Source organism: Allobosea sp. UNC402CLCol (assembly GCF_000745475.1).
GTDB lineage: Bacteria > Pseudomonadota > Alphaproteobacteria > Rhizobiales > Beijerinckiaceae > Allobosea > Allobosea spartocytisi.
The window spans coordinates 75,873-93,150 of sequence record NZ_JQJJ01000010.1 but is presented as its reverse complement, the minus strand read 5'-3'; the positions used below and the strand labels follow the sequence as shown (position 1 = coordinate 93,150).

General features: G+C 67.2%; 15 protein-coding genes. 8 read left to right on the top strand and 7 right to left on the bottom strand.

The window, feature by feature from the left end:
* The first annotated feature begins 152 nt into the window (after positions 1-152).
* From GY40_RS12470 to GY40_RS12460, 3 genes are read left to right on the top strand one after another with little or no spacing between them, the layout of a single operon-like run.
* Positions 153-917 (top strand): ATP-binding cassette domain-containing protein, encoded by a 765-nt coding sequence (locus GY40_RS12470; protein WP_038362775.1) that lies wholly within the window; start codon positions 153-155, stop codon positions 915-917.
* A 4-nt stretch (positions 918-921) separates the two neighbouring features.
* The gene (locus tag GY40_RS12465; protein WP_038362774.1) at positions 922-1,851 is read left to right on the top strand and encodes a nucleoside hydrolase; all 930 of its coding nucleotides are present in this window, start codon (positions 922-924) and stop codon (positions 1,849-1,851) included.
* Positions 1,852-1,862: 11 nt separating this feature from the next.
* Positions 1,863-2,384: a hypothetical protein gene (locus GY40_RS12460; protein ID WP_038362773.1), complete on the top strand. Its 522-nt coding sequence runs from the start codon at positions 1,863-1,865 to the stop codon at positions 2,382-2,384.
* A gap of 157 nt (positions 2,385-2,541) precedes the next feature.
* Here GY40_RS12460 and GY40_RS12455 read toward each other — a convergent pair whose 3' ends face one another.
* A complete protein-coding gene (locus GY40_RS12455; protein ID WP_038362772.1) occupies positions 2,542-4,362 on the bottom strand; it encodes an ABC transporter ATP-binding protein in 1,821 nt (606 codons plus the stop codon).
* A gap of 126 nt (positions 4,363-4,488) precedes the next feature.
* Here GY40_RS12455 and GY40_RS12450 point away from each other — a divergent pair, with 126 nt between their 5' ends.
* Positions 4,489-5,625, top strand: a complete 1,137-nt coding sequence (locus GY40_RS12450) for a DSD1 family PLP-dependent enzyme (RefSeq protein ID WP_038362771.1) — start codon at positions 4,489-4,491, stop codon at positions 5,623-5,625.
* Between the two features lie 289 nt (positions 5,626-5,914).
* Here GY40_RS12450 and obgE read toward each other — a convergent pair whose 3' ends face one another.
* Together obgE and GY40_RS12440 are read right to left on the bottom strand one after the other, a co-directional pair.
* On the bottom strand, positions 5,915-6,958 hold the full coding sequence (gene obgE / locus GY40_RS12445; protein ID WP_038362769.1) for a GTPase ObgE: 1,044 nt from the start codon (positions 6,956-6,958) through the stop codon (positions 5,915-5,917).
* Positions 6,959-7,002: 44 nt separating this feature from the next.
* On the bottom strand, positions 7,003-7,869 hold the full coding sequence (locus GY40_RS12440) for a LysR family transcriptional regulator (protein WP_051988146.1): 867 nt from the start codon (positions 7,867-7,869) through the stop codon (positions 7,003-7,005).
* 175 nt (positions 7,870-8,044) lie between these two features.
* Between GY40_RS12440 and GY40_RS12435 the strand changes: the two genes are divergently transcribed.
* Positions 8,045-8,950, top strand: a complete 906-nt coding sequence (locus tag GY40_RS12435; protein ID WP_197062742.1) for a DMT family transporter — start codon at positions 8,045-8,047, stop codon at positions 8,948-8,950.
* 9 nt (positions 8,951-8,959) lie between these two features.
* Here GY40_RS12435 and GY40_RS12430 read toward each other — a convergent pair whose 3' ends face one another.
* Positions 8,960-9,520 (bottom strand): dihydrofolate reductase family protein, encoded by a 561-nt coding sequence (locus GY40_RS12430; RefSeq protein WP_038362765.1) that lies wholly within the window; start codon positions 9,518-9,520, stop codon positions 8,960-8,962.
* Between the two features lie 100 nt (positions 9,521-9,620).
* Here GY40_RS12430 and GY40_RS12425 point away from each other — a divergent pair, with 100 nt between their 5' ends.
* The 3 genes from GY40_RS12425 (at position 9,621) to GY40_RS12415 (ending at position 12,006) form a co-directional block, all read left to right on the top strand.
* The gene (locus tag GY40_RS12425; RefSeq protein ID WP_038362763.1) at positions 9,621-10,124 is read left to right on the top strand and encodes a winged helix-turn-helix transcriptional regulator; all 504 of its coding nucleotides are present in this window, start codon (positions 9,621-9,623) and stop codon (positions 10,122-10,124) included.
* A 77-nt stretch (positions 10,125-10,201) separates the two neighbouring features.
* A complete protein-coding gene (locus GY40_RS12420; RefSeq protein ID WP_156115936.1) occupies positions 10,202-11,338 on the top strand; it encodes a hypothetical protein in 1,137 nt (378 codons plus the stop codon).
* Positions 11,335-12,006 (top strand): hypothetical protein, encoded by a 672-nt coding sequence (locus tag GY40_RS12415; protein WP_038362759.1) that lies wholly within the window; start codon positions 11,335-11,337, stop codon positions 12,004-12,006. Before GY40_RS12420 ends, GY40_RS12415 begins: the two co-directional genes overlap by 4 nt.
* Before the next feature lie 9 nt (positions 12,007-12,015).
* Here GY40_RS12415 and GY40_RS12410 read toward each other — a convergent pair whose 3' ends face one another.
* The 3 genes from GY40_RS12410 to GY40_RS12400 form a co-directional block, all read right to left on the bottom strand.
* Positions 12,016-15,240 carry an efflux RND transporter permease subunit gene (locus GY40_RS12410; RefSeq protein WP_038362757.1) on the bottom strand — a complete coding sequence of 1,075 codons (3,225 nt, stop codon included), beginning with the start codon at positions 15,238-15,240 and terminating at the stop codon, positions 12,016-12,018.
* An 11-nt stretch (positions 15,241-15,251) separates the two neighbouring features.
* Positions 15,252-16,460, bottom strand: coding sequence for an efflux RND transporter periplasmic adaptor subunit (locus tag GY40_RS12405; protein WP_038364006.1), 1,209 nt, complete (start codon positions 16,458-16,460; stop codon positions 15,252-15,254).
* Between the two features lie 68 nt (positions 16,461-16,528).
* Positions 16,529-17,167, bottom strand: coding sequence for a TetR/AcrR family transcriptional regulator (locus GY40_RS12400; protein ID WP_051987905.1), 639 nt, complete (start codon positions 17,165-17,167; stop codon positions 16,529-16,531).
* Positions 17,168-17,278: the final 111 nt, after the last annotated feature.

The window sequence follows — 17,278 nt, the reverse complement described above, 5'->3', positions numbered from 1 at the left end:
TGGCTCGGCGAAGCCGAGACGGATGAGGGGGCGCACTGCATCAAGTCGCTAGCGAGCAGCGTCGCGCGACCCCTCACCCCAACCCTCTCCCGCAAGGGGAGAGGGGGCAGGCCGCACCCGGCCGCTGGTGCATAGCAAGCTGGTTAAACGCCATGACCGAACCCACCCCCCTCCTCTCCCTGCGCGGCATCGGCAAGAGCTACGGCGCCGTCGTCGCCGTGCGCGAGGTCGATCTCGACATCTTCCCGGGCGAGGTCGTGGCGCTGTGCGGCGACAATGGCGCCGGCAAGTCGAGCCTGATCAAGGTGATCTCCGGCGCCGAGGAGGCGACCAGCGGCACCGTCAGCATGCGGGGAAAGCCGGTCGTCTTCGGCTCGCCCCATGACGCGCTTAGCCATGGCGTGGCGACGATCTACCAGGACCTCGCGCTGGCCCCGCGCCTCTCCATCGCCCAGAACGTCTTCATGGGCTCGGAACTGACCAAGCCGGTGCTGCTGCCCTTCCTGCGCGTGCTCGACAAGAAGAAGATGATCGCGGAATCGCGCCGCTATCTGTCGCAGCTCTCGGCCGCCGTCACCGACATGACGAGGCCCGTGGAGCGGCTCTCGGGCGGCCAGCGCCAGGCGGTGGCGATCTCGCGCGCGCTGCGCTGGAACGCCGAGATCATCATCATGGACGAGCCAACGGCGGCGCTCGGCGTCAAGGAAAGCGCCCTCGTCCTCGACCTCATCCGCAAGCTCAAGGCCGACGGGCGCACCGTCATCCTGATCAGCCACAACATGCGTGACGTCGTGGCGCTGGCCGATCGCGTCGTCATCATGGGCGCAGGCCGCAAATATGTGGACCGGCCGCTCGGCGACCTCACCGCCGACGACATCGCCCATATGATCATGTCCGGCAACGCCAAGGCGGCCTGACAAAATGCCCGAAGCGATCATCATCGACACCGATCCGGGGCAGGACGACGCTGTTGCCCTGCTGCTCGCTTTCGCCAGCCGCGACCGGATCGACCTCAAGGCGATCACCACCGTCGCCGGCAATGTCCCGGTGGCGCAGACCACCACGAACGCGCTGCGCATCCGCGACCTTGGCCAGCGCGGCGACATCCCGGTCTATCGCGGCGCCGAGGGACCGCTCGTCTTCCCGCTCGAAACCGCCGAATTCGTCTGCGGCCCGGACGGCTTGGCGGGAGCAGACCTTCCCGCCCCTGCCAGCGAGGCCGCGCCGGGCCATGCCGTCCAGGCGATCATCGATCTCTGCCGCACGGCTCCCGAAGATGGCGTCACGCTTTGCCCGCTCGGGCCGCTGACCAATCTGGCGCTGGCCTTTCGGCTCGCGCCCGACATCCTGCCGAAGGTGAAGCGCATCGTGCTGATGGGCGGCGCCATCGGGCTCGGCAACATCACGCCTGCCGCCGAATTCAACGTTCATGTCGATCCGCATGCGGCGGCAATCGTCTTCGGCTGCGGCCGGCCGATCGTGATGTTCGGCCTCGGCGTCACCTTGCAGGCCATCGCCAGCCACGACCAGATCGCCCGCATCGGCGCGTGCGGCAACGCCGCCGGCAAAGCCGTCTCGGGCATGCTGACCCGCCCGCGCCCCGGCGGACTCGGCAGCGACGGCCACCCGATGCACGACCCCTGCGTCATCGCCTATCTGCTCTGGCCGGAACTCTTCGAAGGTCGCGACTGTTTCGTCGCGGTCGAGACCGGCGACGGCCCCTTGCGCGGCCGCACCACCATCGACTGGAACGGCCGGCTCAAGCGCGCGCCCAACGCCCATGTCGTCTCAGCCGTGAAGGCCCATGAGCTGTTCGAACGGATGATCGAACGCCTCGCCACCCTGCCCTGAAGGATCGCCCCATGCCGCATTTCGTCGAAGCGTTGCAGCAGGAGGCGGCGGACGCCATCGCGCGGATGCAGGAAACCGCGCTCCGGGCACGCCATGCCCATGCCCGCGCCGAACTGATGCGCCACATGCTGACCACCGCCCGCAAGGTGAAGCACAAACCGAAAGCGGAAGCCGTCGAAACCGTGGTGCGCGAGTGGATGGACGCCTGGAACCTTGCCCGCAGCGACTGGCCGCACATCGCCCGCGAGATGGAAGCCTTCACCGAGGCCTTCCACGATTACGCCAACGACCCGAGCGACGCCCATGACGAGCGTTTGCGCGAGGCCTGCGCCGCGCTCGACATCGTGCTGGAGAAGGAGGGCACCTCGATCTCCGACCAGATGGCCTTCCGCTCGCAATGCGCCCATGGCTGGTGGGAGCTGGTGAAGCCGGTCCCTGACGACCTGCCCGGCCGCAAGCCGCGGCCTTCGGTGCCCGAGCTTGAATCCGGCAAAGCATTCTGGGAAGCCGGCTGCGCCGATTTCTGCCGGTAGGGCAGCACTGTCACGGACAAAACGGCGTCATCCCGGACGCAGCGAAGCGGAGATCCGGGATCCATGCCTGAACCTCTGTCGGATGTGCTCAGGCATGGATCCCGGGTCAAGCCCGGGATGACCCCGTGGTTCCGCGTATCATCAACAGGTTTTAGCCTTAGCCCTCGACGAACTGCATCCGGTGCAGCCGCGCATAGGCGCCGTCGCGCGCCAGCAAAGCGTCATGGCTGCCGGTCTCGACGATCCTGCCCTCGTCCATCACCACGATCAGGTCGGCCTCGCGGATGGTCGAGAGCCGATGCGCGATGACCAGGGTCGTGCGCCCCTTCATCAGCCGCGCCAGCGCCTGCTGGACGAGGCGCTCCGATTCGGTGTCGAGCGCGCTCGTCGCCTCGTCGAGCAGGAGGATCGGCGCGTCCTTCAGGATCGCGCGGGCAATCGCGATGCGCTGGCGCTCGCCACCGGAGAGCTTGTGGCCGCGCTCGCCGACGGAGGCGTCATAGCCGCCCGGCATCGCCGTGATGAAGTCATGCGCCGCCGCGGCCTGCGCCGCCGCGACGATCTCGGCCTCGCTCGCGCCCGGCCGTCCGAAGGCGATATTGGCCCGCACCGTATCGTCGAAGAGCACGACATCCTGGCTGACGACGCCGATCTGGTGGCGCAGGCTCTTCAAGCTCACATCGCGCAGATCCTGCCCGTCGATCTCGATACGCCCCCCGGTCGGGTCGTAGAGGCGCGGCACCAGCGCGAGCAGCGTCGACTTGCCGGAGCCCGAACGCCCGACCAGCGCCGTGGTCTTGCCGCCTTGCGCCACGAGGTCGATTCCTTCCAGCGCGCGCTGATCCTCGCGATAGCGGAAGCGCAGATGCCGGAAGGCGATGCCGCCGGAGGAGACCGCCAGCGGCTTCGCGCCCGGCCGGTCGAGGATCTGGGGCTTCTCGTCGAGCAGCGCGTAATAGCGCTTCAGCGAGGCGCCAGCCTCCTGCACGATGGCGTTGAGATTGCCGAGCGAGCGCATCGGCTGGGCCGCGAGCAACAGGGCCGAAACATAGCCGGTGAAATCGCCAACGGTGGACGAGCCCGAGGTGATGCGCACGCCGATCGCGGCGAGCACGCCCGCGACCGCCATGCCGCCCCCGACCTCCAGCAGCGGATCGAGCCGGCCCCGCGCATTGGCTGCCTTCATCTTGAGCGCCCGGATCGTCTCGAAGGCGCTGGCCGCCCGCTGCTTCAGATAGGGCTCGAGCGAATCGGTCTTGGCGACGCGCGCGCCCTGCAGGCTTTCGGTGACGAGGCTCGCCATGATGCCCGTCTGCTCCTGCTGGGAATTGGCCATGCGCCGGAGTTTCTTGCCGATCCGGCCGATCGGATGGGCGATCACGGGCGCGATCAGCAGCACGACCAGCGTCATCTGCCAGTCGATCCAGAACAGCGCGCCGATCAGCGCGATCGCCGTCACCACATCGCGGATGGCGATGTTGACGATGCGCGTCAGCGCTTCCTTGACGAAGGTGAAATCGGTGGTGAAGCGCTGCGTCAGTGAGGCCGGGTTCTCCTTCTGAAGCTGCGCGAGATCGGCATCGATCAGATGGCCGTAGAGCTCCGTCTGCATGTCCGCCTCGATCCGGCTGACGACGGTATTGGTCATCACCGTCTGAGCGAGCAGCGAGAAGCCCTTGATCGCGGTCACGATGACCACCACGGTCGCGACGGCGTTGATCACGCCGATATCGTAGTTGATCGACTTGGAGACCAACCGCTCCATGCGCCGCACGAACCCGGTCGATTCGGCGGCCAGCGGATCGGCGAAGGCATCGAAGGCCGCCTTGATCAGCAGCGGATAGAAGCTCGTCGTCGCCGCGATGACCACGACCAGCGCCAGGATCATCGCCATCTGCGGCAGGTAGCGGCTGATCTGCTCGCGCCAGACGCGGGCGAAGAGCGCGAGGGTGTCGTCGGTGACGCGGCCGATCTTCATGGGCCGCGCCCTACCATGCCGGGCCGGCAAGCGCCACTGGCGTGGATGGGACGGGCAATGTGGCAATCGGGTCTTGCTCCGGACACGAAGCTGTCATCCCATGGCCCGAACGATTCAGGAGACTCCATGCCTTCGACCCCGCCGGCGCAGCCGGGCCAGAGCTTCGCCGAGATCGATACGCCTGCGCTGCTGCTCGACCTCGATGCCTTCGAGCGCAATCTCGTCGCCATGGCCGCCTTCAGCGAGGCTCACGGCATTCGTCTGCGGCCTCACGCCAAGACCCATAAGAGCCCGGAGATCGCGCTGCGCCAGATCGCCCATGGCGCCGTCGGGCAATGCTGCCAGAAGGTTTCGGAGGCGGAAATCCTCGTCGCCGGCGGCGTCGGTGACGTGCTGGTGACCAACGAGATCGCCAGCCCCGCCAAGCTCGACCGCCTCGCCATCCTCGCGCGCAGCGCCAAGATCGGCCTTTGCGTCGATCACGCCGACGGTGTGCGCGAGGCGGCTGCGGCTGCCGCGCGCCATGACGTGGTGCTCGACGTCATGGTCGAGATCGATGTCGGCGGGCGCCGCTGCGGCGTCGCGCCGGGAGAAGGCGCCGTCCGGCTGGCCGAGGCCATCGCGCGCTCGAACACGCTGCGCTTCGCCGGCCTGCAGGCCTATCACGGCTCGGCCCAGCACATGCGCTCCATCGACGAGCGCAGCGAGGCCATCGAGCGCGCCGGGCTCGCCGCGCGCAACACCGCCGAGCGCCTCGCCCAGGCCGGTTTGGAGTGCCCGGTCATCAGCGGCGCCGGCACCGGCACCTATGAGCTCGAGGCGCAATCGGGCATCTGGAACGAATTGCAATGCGGCTCCTACATCTTCATGGACGCCGATTATGCCCGCAACCGCCAGGCCGACGGCTCGCCCTTCCGCAGTTTCGAGCACGCGCTCTTCATCCTCGCCGGCGTGATGAGCAAGCCGGTTCCGGACCGCGCCATCGTCGATGCCGGGCACAAGACCGCTTCGGTCGATTCCGGCATGCCGGTGCCGTTCCAGCGCGAGGGCGCGATCTACACCAAGCCTTCCGACGAGCATGGCGTCCTGACCGGGGATCCCGTCGCGCTTCCGCATCGCGGCGACCGCGTCCTGCTGATTCCCGGCCATTGCGACCCGACCGTGAACCTGCACGACTGGTATGTCTGCGTGCGCGGCCTGCACGGGCCCGATGCCCATGTCGAGGCGGTCTGGCCGGTCGCCGCGCGCGGCGCCGTGACCTGATCTTCCGGGACTGCTGGCTGAGCGCGGCCGCGCGGGTCACATCCTCAGCCGGTTCGAGCTGATGCGAGGCTGTGCCGCCGCCCGATGAAAGCTGGGATGGGCCGGTCGGGCCCTTCGGCGAGGCCGCGCGCGACCATCAAGCGTTCGGGAGACGGCCTCGGAAACGCACCGTCGTCCCGGGCTTGCCCCGGGATCCATCATCAAGCGCAGCGCCTTTCGATGGATCCCGGATCGGCGTCGCTGGCGCGGCTTGTCCGGGATGACCGGTTCCGAACGGAAACTGGCAGCGTCAGGGCCGCCAGCCGGTCTCTTCCACCGGAGCGCTCTCGCGCTCTTCCTCGCGGCGCGCCTCCTCGACCACCGCGAAAAGCGCCCGCAGGGCCGCGTCGACACCTTCGCCCGAGGCCGAGGACAGGATGATCGGCATGCGCTTGGCTGCCCGCTTCAAGCGCGCCACCTGTTCCTTCAGCAGCTCCGGCGACAGCGCGTCGACCTTGGAGAGCGCGACGATCTCGGGCTTGTCCGCCAGCCCCTCGCCATAGGCTTCCAGCTCCTCGCGCACGACCTTGTAGGCCTTGCCGGCGTGCTCGCTCGTGCCCTCGACCAGATGCAGCAGCACGCGGCAGCGCTCGATATGGCCGAGGAAGCGGTCGCCGAGGCCATGGCCCTCATGCGCGCCCTCGATCAGGCCGGGAATATCGGCCAGCACCATCTCCTGGTCATGGACGCGCACGACGCCGAGGCCGGGATGCAGCGTGGTGAAGGGATAATCCGCGATCTTGGGCTTGGCCGCCGTCACCGCGGCGAGGAAGGTCGATTTGCCGGCATTCGGCAGGCCGACCAGGCCCGCATCGGCGATCAGCTTCAGCCTCAACCAGATCCAGCGCTCCTCGCCCGGCAGGCCGGGATTGGCATGGCGTGGCGCCTGGTTGCTCGAGGTCTTGAAATAGGCGTTGCCGAAGCCGCCATTGCCGCCCTTGCACAGCACGAAGCGCTGGCCCGGCTCGGTCAGATCGGCGATCGGCGTCTCGCCATCCTCCTCGAGGATTTCCGTGCCCGGCGGCACCTTCAGCACGATCGCCGGCGAATTGGCGCCGTGGCGGTCCTTGCCCATGCCGTGCTCGCCGGTCCTGGCCTTGAAATGCTGCCGGTAGCGGTAGTCGATCAGCGTGTTCAGCCCCTGCACGCATTCGACGACGATGTCGCCGCCACGCCCGCCATCGCCGCCATTGGGCCCGCCGAACTCGATGAATTTTTCGCGACGGAAGGAGACGCAGCCGGCGCCGCCGTCACCCGCCTTCACATAGATCTTGGCCTGGTCGAGGAATTTCATGGCTTCTCAGTAGTGATCCGGGGGCGCTAGGGCAATGCGTCGCATCACGCCGCGAGCCTGAAAGCGCTCATTTCCTCGCGCAGCGCATCGGCGAAGCGCTGGGCCGCCAGCCCGGGATGCGGCGCCATGATCAGCCCGACAGTGAGCTCGAACAGCGGCGGCAGGTCCTCGGCAGGCCCCAGACGGCGCAGCGAGGGCGGCACCGCGCTTTCCGTCATCGCCGTGACGCAGAAACCGCCTTCGACCGCCGACAGCACGCCCGAGGTATGCGAGCAGGAGAAGACCAGCCGATACGCCCGCCCCGCGCTGTTCAGGGCCGCGAGGATGCGCGGTCGCGCCCGGCAGCCTTCCGAGAACAGGGCGAGCGGCAGCGTCTCCTGCAATTCGGGCCGATGGCCGCGCGCCGCGACCCAGATCAACGGCTCGCGCCTGAGCATCTCGCCGAGCGGCCGCTGCGGATCCTGCGTCACCACGGCGAGATCGAGTTCGCCGGCCTTGAGCGCCGGCTCGATCCGCTTCGAGATATCGCAGCGGACCTCGAGCTCGACCTTGGGATGCTCCACCGCGAAGCGCGCGATCAGCGGCCTCAGATAGGCGTCCATGTAGTCGTCGGGAACGCCGATGCGCAGCCGCCCTGTCGGCGTCTCCCCGCCCAGATCGGCCAGCGCCTCGCGCTCGACCGCCAGCAGGCGCCTTGCATGGGCGATCAGCCGCTCGCCCGCATCGGTCGGCGTGACGCCGCGGCGCGAGCGCTCCAGCAGCTTGTGGCCGAGCTGGCTCTCCAGATCCTGGATGCGCACCGAGATCGCCGATTGCGTGCGCCCGAGCCGCGCGCTGGCAGCGGTGAAGCCGCCGGTTTCCGCAACGGCGACCAGCATGCCGAGCGCGGCAAGGTCGAAATGGCCGTTCATCATGTGCCTCCGTGAGACGCCGATCATCCATCGATTTTAAGAATGGTTAAATCAGTATAATCCGTTTTTCCGATGCGAAAAAGCATCCTATAGCAGCGCAGAACCGGTGGACCGGCCGATGCGGGAAGGCGAAGGAAGCCTTCCGGGCCAGGCCGCCGGCACAGAAGCAGTTTCGATGTCCGCCCCCGCGATTTCCGTCCGCCCCGCCTCCCCCGCGCTCGCCATGTTCGCCGCCCTGCTCGCGGGCGCGACCTTCATCGGCTTTTCCGGCATTTTCGTCCGCCTCAGCGATGTCGGCCCGGCCGCTGCCGGCTTCTGGCGGATGATCTTCGCCATGCCCGTGCTGATGGCCTGGACCGCCTTCGAGCGGCGCCGGCCTGCGGGCGGATCCTCGCTCGGTCGCGGCGCGCTCGTGCCGATCGCGCTGGCCGGCCTGACCTTCGGCGTCGATGTCGTGCTCTACAATGCCTCGCTCGGCTTCACGACCATCGCCAACGCCTCGCTGCTCGGCAATCTCGCGCCGGTCGGCGTCGTGCTCGGCGGTTGGCTGATCCTCGGCGACAAGCCGTCGCGCCGCATCCTCGGCGCGCTGATGCTGGCGATCGCCGGCGCGCTGCTGCTCGTGCTGCCGAAATTCACCGGCAACCCCGCCGCCACCGGCAATCTCCTCGGCGATTCGCTGGCCGTCGGTGCGGCGATGTCCTACGCCGCCTATATCCTCGCCATCGGCCGTGCGCGCGGCCGCGCCGATGCCGGGCTGGTCAGCCTGATCTCCAGCCTCGTCTGCGCCGCCTTCTGCTTCGTCGCGGCGCTGGTCTTGCACGAGCAGATCATCCCGATGAGCCTGCAGGGCTGGCTCGCGGTGATCGGGCTCGGCCTCGTCTCGCATGCGCTCGGCCAGGGGCTGATCACGCTCTCGCTCGGCAGCTATGGCGCCAGCGCGGCCTCGCTCGTCATGGTCTGGCCGGCGCTGGTCGCGGTGCTCGCCGCCTGGGCGATCTTCGGCGAGCAGCCGACCCCGGTGCAGGCCTTCGGCGGCGTCGCCATTCTCGCCGCCGTGCTGATGGTGCGGCGCGGCTGAACTCCGCGCTCAGACCGCCGGCTTGACGCCGTAGTGCAGGATCACGGTGCCGTTCTTGAGCGGACGGACCGCGATCAGCGCATAATGGCGCTTTTCCGCATTCGGCTTGAACAGGGGCGTGCCCTGCCCGATCGTGACCGGCGCGACCGCGATCATGATCTCGTCGACGAGCCCGGCGGCCAACAGCGATTCCGTCAGTACGGCGCTGCCGAAGACATAGATGTCCTTGCCGGCTTCCGCTTTTCGGCGCGTGATTTCCGCGACGATATCGGCCGTGACCGTGGTGTTGTTCCAGTCGGAGCCGGTCAGGCTGCGTGAGGCGACGAGCTTCGGCAGGGCGTTCATGAAACCCTTGGTCTCGCCCTCCTCCTCGGCCGAAGTCCAATAGGCCTTCATGCCCTCATAGGTGACGCGGCCGAAGACGAGCAGCCCCGCCTTGCGCCCGAATTCGCTGCTGAGCGCGGAGAGCTCCTCGCCCCAGGCGTCACCATGGAAGCCGAGATCCCACTTCTCCTTGCTTTCGAAGAACCCCTCAAGCGTCACCAGATTCCAGACGATCACCTTGGCCATGGCATCCTCCCGATAGGTTCGGTCAAAACCAGTTTCAATTTGCAATCAGTTGCTGTGTAGCGAAACCGCTCCTATATTGCAACTGGTTTTGGAGACGAGCATGCGCGAGACCGGCCGTTCGGGCTGTCCGATCAATCTGACGCTGGAAATCCTGGGCGATCGCTGGAGCCTGATCGTCCTGCGCGACATCATGTTCGGCAACCGCCGGCATTTTCGCGAGATGCTGGCGAAATCGGACGAAGGCATCGCCTCGAACATCCTCGCCGACCGGCTGAAGCGATTGGTCGAGCGCGGGCTGCTCTCGCGCCGCGACGACGCCACGCACAAGCAGAAGGCGATCTACAGCCTGACCGAGATGGGCATCGCCCTCGTCCCGGTCTTCGCCGCGATGGGCGAATGGGGCCGGCGCTTCCTGCCGGTCACCGAGGAATTGTCGATCCGTGCGGAGCTGCTCAGCGAAGGCGGCCCGGCGCTGTGGGAGCGCTTCATGCAGGAGCTCCGGCACCTGCATCTCGACGCGCCGGCGCCGGAGGTGTCGGTGCTGAACGAGCTGACGGCAGCTTATCGCGCGGCCTTGGCGCGGCGTCAGAGCGCGACCGCCTGAGGCGGGCAGAGACCCCGCCTCCACTTATCCCCGGCGGCTGAAACGGCCGGAGACTGGGCTCCTTTCAGGAGCCCGCCATGCCACCCCACCGCCATCTCTCCCCATCGCGTCGCGAGCTTCGCGCCTTGCGCCTGCGCCTCCTGCGTCTGCGCGACGAGCTCGGCCTGATCCGGCGCGATCATTGGCACCGCAAATACAACCCGAACCAGCCTCGCGTGCCATCCGGCAACGCGGGAGGTGGGCAATGGACCAGCGGTGGGGGTGGAAGCGGCGGATCTGGCAGCGAGAACCCGGCCTTTCCCGACGGCGTAGCGGTCGAAGGCGAGGCCGGCTGGTCATCGCTCGGCGAGGGGTGGAACGAGGACGGCTCCGTCTTCGAGCAGGCTGTCACGGACGGCCAGGGCACGACGATCCAGTCGGAATATGCCGCCTCGCGCGCCGCCGGCTTCGATGAACGCCAGACCGTTATCCGCCCCGATGGCAACACGATCAGCTTCGAGACGACGGACAAGGTCCAGTCGATCCGCTTCGGCGGGCCGGACGGCGAGCTCGTCGCCCGCACGATCTGGACACCGTCCGGCCCCGAGCCCGACGCGACGGTCCAGCCCGCGTTCTCACGACGCGACGCCTTCTCGACCATCATTGGCGGCGGCGCGGCTCTCTTCAACTGGCAGTCGCCGCTCAACGGTAGTGACGGCCAGCAAGCCGTCATGGGTTTCAATGCCCACGACTATCGGCCCGGAAACAGCATGAGCGGCAAGCTCGAACTGAGCTATTCCGGACGTGTGAGCAACGAAGAGGCCGAACTGGCCTGCCGGCGCTTGCCGGACGTTCGGGAACTGGCTGATCGCGCCGCCAGTGCCACAGGCTCTCCAGACCTTTATCCTTCGTCTGCCGCTTATGGAACGGCAGTCCATGCGCGCTTCAAGAACTACGTGGACGATCGCTATGATCCTAACTTCAAGGCGGAACAATCGTTCTTAAAGGAGACTAGTGAAGGAGCGAGGGAGAGTGCGGTACGCTATGGATATCCTGGATCAATTCGCGTGGACGCCTACGAATACCGTCAAGATGGCACCCTTTGTGTCTATGATCTGAAAACTGGTAAGGCCGGCTTATCTGATCGGCGGGCCGAGTTCCTCGCCAACGCAGCTAAATTGGGTTTTGGCCCGGTTCGACGCATTCTTGTCATCGAGGTGAGGCCAAAGCAGTGACAACGAAGAAGCAAATCAAGCAGCTTCTGGAGGCCGTCGCGTCGCGCCATGACGATCTGATCGTCAGAGGCCCCTTCATCGTTCTGGCGCCGCTACAGCATGTGCTTCGCTCGATATCCATCGACCGAAGCTGGAATGCCGACTATCCGCGCTTCTATTGGCATATCGGCCACGCCTTCAATCCGACCGGATCGCTTCAGGGCCTATGCCCCGATATTTTCTGGCTTCCCAAGGAAGGCCCGCGATTCTGGTCTGACTCCGGCTTCACTGAGGCCGTCGTCGAGACATTAGAACGGCGTATCCTCCCGATGCTGCGCCGGGTGCGGTCGATCGAGGACATGTTCCGCGTGGAAGGCGAACCGCGCTCTTATGAATATGATAACTGGCTGAACCACTACGAACCCTATCAAATCCATATGCATGCCGCGTTTGGACGCTTCGATGAGGCCGCCGTCGTCTATGAAAAGATCAAGGACTGGCACCTCATGATGAAGAATGGGCGGCAGCCAGAGTTCAAATATGCGAGCCAGCTCGGCGCCCTTGTTGCCGCGCAGGATCGCGAAGCCGTCGTGAGTTTGCTCCATGACTGGGAGGAAGACTTCGCCCGAAGGAAAGACCTCCTCCCGATCTACGAACGCACGCCCTTCCCGCTCGAGCTTCAGCCTTAGCTCCAAGCCTCACTCCGCCGCCAGCCGCGGCGGCATCTTGCGGCCCATCGCTTCCGCCGTCGCCTCGCCCGGCGTCGCATGCTCGTCATGGATCGGCTCCCAGGCGCTTTCGTCCTCCGCCTTGCTGAAGAAGCGGCCGAACAGGCGCCCGGTCAGATGCGAGAGATCGTCCATCACCGCGTAGAAGGACGGCACGAAGATCAGCGAGAGCACGGTCGAGACGATCAGGCCGCCGATCACCGCGATCGCCATCGGCGCGCGGAACTCGCCGCCATCGCCGACGCCATAGGCCGAGGGCAGCATGCCCGCCGCCATGGCGATGGTGGTCATCAGGATCGGGCGGGCCCGCTTGCGGCCGGCTTCGAGCAGCGCCGTCATCCGGTCCTTGCCCCGGCCAACCTCCTCCACCGCGAAATCGACCAGCATGATCGCGTTCTTGGTGACGATGCCCATCAGCATGAGCAGGCCGATATAGACCGGCATCGAGACGGCATTGCCCGTCGCCAGCAGCGCGATCACCACGCCGCCGAAGGAGAGCGGCAGCGAGAGCAGGATGGTGATCGGCTGGAAGACCGAGCCGAAGAGCAGGATCAGCACGGCGAGCACCAGCATCAGGCCGGTCGTCATCGCGGTGATGAAGCCCTGGACGACCTCGCCCTGGATCTCGGCATCGCCGGTCGCGGCGATCCAGACGCCCGACGGCAGGCCGACCTCCTCGACGATGTCGTGGAACCGGTCCTGCGCGGTGCCGAGCTCGAAGCCGCGCTTGAGGTCGGCGCCGATCTGGGCCCGGCGCACGCGGTCATAGCGGTCGATCGAGCTCGGCCCCTCGCCAAAGCCGACATCGGCGACGGCCGTGAGCGGGATGGAGACGCCGTTGGTATTGGTCACGCGCAGAGCCGCGATGTTGCGGATGTCGGTGCGCGCGGCTTCGTCGAGCTGGACGCGGATCGGGATCTGCCGGTCGCCTGCATTGAACTTGGCGAGATTGGCGCCGACATCGCCGATGGTCGCAACGCGCACGGCCTCCGAGATCGCTTCCGCCGTGACACCGAGATTGGCGGCCTCCTCTAGCTTCGGCGTGACGCGCAGCTCCGGCCGGCTCAGCGAGCCCGCAGTCGCGACGTTGAGATAGCCCGGCACCTGGCGCATCCGCGCCTCGATCTTGGCCACCGCCGTGTCGAGCGCATCGCCATCCTTCGACAGGATCGAGAAGGCCATCTCGCGCTCGCCGCGCTCGTTGACATACCAGGCGCGCACATCCGGCACGCTGGCGAGCTTCTCGGCGATGGTGACCTTGAGCTCCTTCTGCTTGATGTCGCGCTCGGCCTTCGGCTTGAGCAGGACGAAGACGGCCGCACGGCGCACCTCGCGCTGGCCGGTCGGCGACGCCCCGCCGAGCACGAAGACGTCACGCACCTCGGGAATGGTCTTCAGCGCATCGACGAGCTTGTCGGTGGTGACGCGGGTGTCCTCCAGCGTCGCGCCGGGCGGCAATTCGACGCTAGCCACGACGCGCGAGGTGTCCTCGTCCGGGATAAAGCCGGTCGGCAGGAGCTGCGTCGCCTGGATCGAGCCGAACAGGAAGAGGAAGCCGACCAGCAGCGTCGCATAGGCGGTGTTGAACGGCAGGGTCCGCCACGTGCCGGAGCCGTCGAGGCGCGGGAAGAACGGGATGCGCCGCTTCTTCAGCGTGGTTTTCAGCAGCCCGACATAGCCGCCCATGATCCAGCCATCCTTGGGATCGGCATGTTTCACCGGCCGCATCAGATAGGCCGCCATCATCGGCGTGATCAGGCGCGCGACCAGAAGCGAAAACAGCACCGCGACGGCGACGGTGAGGCCGAACTGCCTGAAATACTGCCCGGCGACGCCCCCCATGAAGGAGACCGGCGCGAAGATCGCGACGATGGTCAGCGTGATCGCGATGACGGCGAGCCCGATCTCGTCGGCCGCCTCCATCGCGGCGCGATAGGGCGATTTGCCCATCTTCATGTGCCGGACGATGTTCTCGATCTCGACGATGGCGTCGTCGACCAGGATGCCGGTCACCAGCGTGATGCCGAGCAGGCTCACGAGGTTGAGCGAGAAGCCCATCATCTCCATCGCCCAGAAGGTGGGGATGGCCGAGAGCGGAAGAGCGATGGCCGTGATCAGCGTCGCCCGCCAGTTGCGCAGGAACAGGAAGACGACGATGACGGCGAGCGCCGCGCCCTCCAGCAGCGTCTCCATCGCCGCCTTGTAGTTGCCGTGGGTATAGGCGACAGCGTCGTCGATCGGCGAGATCTGGATGTTCGGATAGCGCTTGTTGAGGGCCTCGATGCGCTGCTGCACGACCTCCTTCACCGACAATTCGCTCGAGCCCTTCGAGCGGAACACCGCGAAGGTGACGACGGGGTTCTTGTTGAGCCGGCCGAAGGCGCGCGGCTCCGAGTTCGAATCCTCGACGCGGCCGAGATCCTTCAGCCGGACCTCGCGGCCCCCGGTCAGCATGATCTTGGTCTCAGCCAGATCGGAGACGGTTCTAGCGCCGGCGAGCGTACGGATCGCCTGCTCCTGACCGCCGACCTCGCCGCGCCCGCCGGCCAGGTCGACATTGGTGGCGCGCACCTGCCGGTTGACCTCGCCGGCGGTGATGCCGAGCGCCAGCAAACGGTCGGGATCGAGCGAGATGCGGATCTCGCGGTCGACGCCGCCATAGCGCTCGACCCGGCCGACGCCTTTCAACCCCTGCAATTCGCGCGCGACGACATCGTCGACATGCCAGGAGAGCTGCTCCAGCGTCATGCCGGCCGAGGCCGCGCCATAGGTCAGGATCGACTGGCCCTCGACATCGATGCGCTGGATGATCGGCTCGTCGATGGTGCGCGGCAGGTCGGCCCGGATCTTGGCGATGGCATCCTTGACGTCGTTGACGGCGCGGTCAGTGTTGGTCTCGAGCCGGAATTCGATCAGCGTCAGCGACTGGCCGTCGGTCAGCGTCGAGGTGACGTGCTTGACCCCGGTGATGTTGGCGACGGAATCCTCGACGCGCTTGCTGACCTGGCTTTCGAGCTCGGCCGGCGCGGCGCCCGACTGCGTCACGGTCACCGAGACGAGCGGCACGTCGATGTTCGGGAAGCGCGTCACCGGCAGCTTCGAGAAGGAGAGCAGCCCGAGCACGCAGAGCACGACGAAGAGCAGGATCGCCGGGACGGGCTTGCGGATCGACCAGGCGGAGAAATTGACGTTCATCGCCCGCCCCGTCAGTTGGTCGCGACGGGCGTGATGAGATCGCCGTCCCGCACGAAGGTGCCGGCGCGCGCCACCACGGTCTCGCCCGCGGCGAGCCCGGTCGCGATCTCGGCGCGCCCGTCCCCGGAGAGGCCGAGCGTCACCTTCCTGGTCACGATCTTGCCCTCCTTCACCGTCTGCACCGTCGGGCCGCTGCGCGTATAGGTGATCGCCGAAAGCGGCAGCGTGACCGCCTGCTTGCGGCCGGTCTCGATGACCCCACGCGCAAAGGAGCCGATCGCGACCGGCGGGTTGCCGTCGAGCGCGACGCGCACGCGGCCGAGCCGCGAGGTCTTGTCGACCTCCGGGGAGATCAGGCGGATCGTGCCCTTGAGCGCTTCCTTGGCGCCGGCCGGCGTGACCGCGACCGGCTGGCCCAGCGTCAGCGCCGGGATATCGACCTCGGCGACCTGCGCCTCCAGCTCGACGGCGCCGTTCGCGATGATCCGGAACAGCGGCTCCGAGCTCGGCAGCATGCTCGCCGTTGCGCCGAGCTTGGCGGTGCGGCGGCTGATCATGCCGGCCTGCGGCGCCTTGATCTCGGTCCGCGCCAGCCGGACGGCGATGTCGTTGCCCTGCGCCCGCGCCAAAGCGCGATCGGCGGTGGCGATGGCGAGCGCCTCGCGGGCGGAACTGGCCCGGGCCTGAGCCGAGCGCGCCGCGGCGGAGCGCTGGTCGAAGGTCTCGGCGCTGGCATTGCCGCTGTCGCGCAACGCCTTGGTGCGATCGAAGGCGTTGTTGGCCTGCACCAGATTGGCGTCGGCCTCGGCGATCTGGGCGTTGGCCTGGGCTATGGCGGCCTCGGCGCGGGCGATCTGCGCGTCGTTCTGCGTCTTCTGCACATCGAGCATCGTGCGGTCCAGCCGCGCCAGCACCTGCCCCTTGACGACCTTGTCGCCTTCCTCGGCGAGAATGGCGATAATCGACAGCCCGTCGACCTCAGGCGAGACCAGAACCTCGTCGCGCGCGATCATCGACCCCGAGACGAGGACGCTCTGGACGATCTCGGTCGTCTTGGCATGGGTGACGGTGACGGATGGACCGGTTGCCGGTGCCTGAGGATGGGCCGCCGGCGCCTGGGAGCTGGCCGCGGGCGCCTGCGCGCGTGCCGGCACGGCGGCAGTCGCCGCAAGCAGCATCGCCGGAAGCATCAGGCGCAGTGCGGGGGAGAGAAGGCTCATCGGGAACGACCCTGTTGCGGCGGCGCGGCGGAGGCGCGGCAAGTGCGGATGGGAGAGCGCGCGTCGCATCACGGCTGCGTCTCGATTTCGGGGAGGAGCATGGTGCGGGCGAGCGTGCGCATGCTTCTGAACAGAACGTCGGCGCCGGCCTCGGCGTCGAAATGGGGCTCGATACCGCGGCGGCAGAAAAAGCCGTCTGCCATCATCGAGATCGCCAGCAGGAAGCTCTGCTCGTCGAGGGTCGCCGGCAATTCGCCGTTGCGCTTCGCCTCGGAGATCGCGGCGATGAGCCCCTCCATCAGGGATCCCTCGATGTCAGCGCACATGCTGGCCATCTGCTCGTTACGCGCGGCCTCGGCCCAGATCTGCAGCGCGATCACCGCCTTTTCGCGCGGCTGGCGGACGAGATGCTTGCGCCCGATCTCCTCGAGCTGGTCGAGCAGCGACCCCTTGCTCGGGCAAAGCCCGGCGAAATCCGCGGCGATCGTGCTCCGATCGCGCTCGGCCATGCCGGCGATGATCGCGTCCTTGGAATTGAAGTAGCGGTAGAGATTGCCCGGGCTCATGCCGGCTTCCGCCGCCACGTCCTGCATCGTGGCCACATGGAATCCGCTGCGCGCGAAGACCCCTTCAGCGGCGTCGAGGATGCGGATATGGCGCTCCGAAAGCGGGCTTTCGGGCAAGGCTGGGGCGAGATGCTGCGACATGGACCGCGCGATAATGAGAATGAACGTTCATTCCCATCGCAATCAATTGTGGCCGCGTCAAGGAGAGCCTTCCCGCCACAGGCGAGCCGGATCTCCCTGCAAAGCGTGGTG

What these genes read in the sequence shown, in the direction of transcription:
- GY40_RS12470 (WP_038362775.1), top strand. Translation starts at nt 153, where the DNA reads ATGACCGAACCCACCCCCCTCCTCTCCCTGCGCGGCATCGGCAAGAGC.
- GY40_RS12465 (WP_038362774.1), top strand. Translation starts at nt 922, where the DNA reads ATGCCCGAAGCGATCATCATCGACACCGATCCGGGGCAGGACGACGCT.
- GY40_RS12460 (WP_038362773.1), top strand. Translation starts at nt 1,863, where the DNA reads ATGCCGCATTTCGTCGAAGCGTTGCAGCAGGAGGCGGCGGACGCCATC.
- GY40_RS12455 (WP_038362772.1), bottom strand. Translation starts at nt 4,362, where the DNA reads ATGAAGATCGGCCGCGTCACCGACGACACCCTCGCGCTCTTCGCCCGC.
- GY40_RS12450 (WP_038362771.1), top strand. Translation starts at nt 4,489, where the DNA reads ATGCCTTCGACCCCGCCGGCGCAGCCGGGCCAGAGCTTCGCCGAGATC.
- obgE (WP_038362769.1), bottom strand. Translation starts at nt 6,958, where the DNA reads ATGAAATTCCTCGACCAGGCCAAGATCTATGTGAAGGCGGGTGACGGC.
- GY40_RS12440 (WP_051988146.1), bottom strand. Translation starts at nt 7,869, where the DNA reads ATGAACGGCCATTTCGACCTTGCCGCGCTCGGCATGCTGGTCGCCGTT.
- GY40_RS12435 (WP_197062742.1), top strand. Translation starts at nt 8,045, where the DNA reads ATGTCCGCCCCCGCGATTTCCGTCCGCCCCGCCTCCCCCGCGCTCGCC.
- GY40_RS12430 (WP_038362765.1), bottom strand. Translation starts at nt 9,520, where the DNA reads ATGGCCAAGGTGATCGTCTGGAATCTGGTGACGCTTGAGGGGTTCTTC.
- GY40_RS12425 (WP_038362763.1), top strand. Translation starts at nt 9,621, where the DNA reads ATGCGCGAGACCGGCCGTTCGGGCTGTCCGATCAATCTGACGCTGGAA.
- GY40_RS12420 (WP_156115936.1), top strand. Translation starts at nt 10,202, where the DNA reads ATGCCACCCCACCGCCATCTCTCCCCATCGCGTCGCGAGCTTCGCGCC.
- GY40_RS12410 (WP_038362757.1), bottom strand. Translation starts at nt 15,240, where the DNA reads ATGAACGTCAATTTCTCCGCCTGGTCGATCCGCAAGCCCGTCCCGGCG.
- GY40_RS12405 (WP_038364006.1), bottom strand. Translation starts at nt 16,460, where the DNA reads ATGAGCCTTCTCTCCCCCGCACTGCGCCTGATGCTTCCGGCGATGCTG.
- GY40_RS12400 (WP_051987905.1), bottom strand. Translation starts at nt 17,167, where the DNA reads ATGTCGCAGCATCTCGCCCCAGCCTTGCCCGAAAGCCCGCTTTCGGAG.